Genomic DNA, 1,585 nt, shown 5'->3' with positions numbered 1-1,585 from the left:
GGTCGTCCCAGTGATGGTCGGCGTGGTGTCGTTGGTAACGGCCGGCGCATCAACGGTGATCAGCGGAGCTGTGGTGTCAATGGCGCCACTGTCGGTCGCCGAACCGGTGTTGCCGGCGGTATCGGTTACCTGCGCATCGACAGTGTACGGGCCTTCAGCCAGGGGCTGAGTCAGCTCGACGCTGTAGGTACCGCCAGCCAGAACCGGCGTGGTAACGGTGAAGCTTGAACCGTTCTGAGTGACAGTCAGCGTAACGACGCTGCCCACCGGCGCATCGGTCGTCCCAGTGATGGTCGGCGTGGTGTCATTGGTGATGGCCGGCGCATCGACGGTGATCAGCGGAGCTGTGGTGTCGATGGCGCCACTGTCGGTCGCCGAACCGGTATTGCCTGCCGGATCAGTCACCTGAGCCTCAACGGAATACGGGCCTTCAACCAGACCAGCCGGTACATCGGCGGAGTAAGTCCCGCCCGCGACCACGGTAGCCGTGGTGGTCAGCACGGTTGTGCCTTGGGTAATGGTCAGCGTAACGACGCTGCCCACCGGCGCATCGGTCGTGCCAGTGATGGTCGGCGTGGTGTCGTTGGTAACGGCCGGCGCATCGACGGTGATCAGCGGAGCGGTGGTGTCGATGGCGCCGCTGTCGTTGGCCGAACCGGTGTTGCCGGCGGCGTCAGTAACCTTGGCATCTACAGAGTACGAGCCCTCCACCAAACCAGCCGGTACATCAGCGGAGTAAGTCCCGCCTGCGACCACGGTAGCCGTGGTGGTCAGTACGGTTGTGCCTTGGGTAATGGTCAGCGTAACGACGCTGCCCACCGGCGCATCGGTAGTACCGGTGATGGTCGGCGTGGTGTCGTTGGTGACGGCCGGTGCATCAACGGTGATCAGCGGAGCTGTGGTGTCGATGGCACCGCTGTCGTTGGCCGAACCGGTATTGCCCGCCGGGTCAGTCACCTGAGCCTCAACAGAATACGGGCCTTCCGCCAACGGCTGAGTCAGCTCGACGCTGTAGGTACCGCCAGCCAGAACCGGCGTGGTAACGGTGAAGCTTGAACCGTTCTGAGTGACAGTCAGCGTAACGGTGCTGCCCACCGGCGCATCGGTCGTCCCAGTGATGGTCGGCGTGGTGTCATTGGTGACGGCCGGCGCATCGACGGTGATCAGCGGAGCGGTGGTGTCGATGGCGCCGCTGTCGTTGGCCGAACCGGTATTGCCCGCCGGATCAGTCACCTGAGCCTCAACGGAATACGGGCCTTCAGCCAGCGGCTGTGGAAGCTCGACGCTGTAAGTACCGCCAGCCAGAACCGGCGTGGTAACGGTGAAGGTTGAACCGTTCTGAGTGACAGTCAGCGTAACGGTGCTGCCCACCGGTGCATCGGTCGTCCCAGTGATGGTCGGCGTGGTGTCGTTGGTGACGGCCGGCGCATCGACGGTAATCAGCGGAGCGGTGGTGTCGATGGCGCCGCTGTCAGTTGCTGAGCCGGTGTTGCCGGCGGCGTCAGTAACCTTGGCATCTACAGAGTAGGAGCCCTCCACCAAACCAGCCGGTACATCAGCGGAGTAAGTCCCGCCTGCGACCACA

General features: G+C 63.6%; 1 protein-coding gene. It reads right to left on the bottom strand.

What is annotated here, in order from left to right; translation table 11 throughout:
- The coding region (locus BVH01_RS15675; protein WP_218189110.1) for an Ig-like domain-containing protein at positions 1-1,585 on the bottom strand (1,585 nt) is incomplete at both ends.

It is taken from the genome of Pseudomonas sp. PA1(2017), assembly GCF_001945375.1.
Lineage (GTDB): Bacteria > Pseudomonadota > Gammaproteobacteria > Pseudomonadales > Pseudomonadaceae > Aquipseudomonas.
The sequence above is the reverse complement of the archived record's forward strand: the minus strand, read 5'-3'. Positions and strand labels throughout refer to the sequence as shown.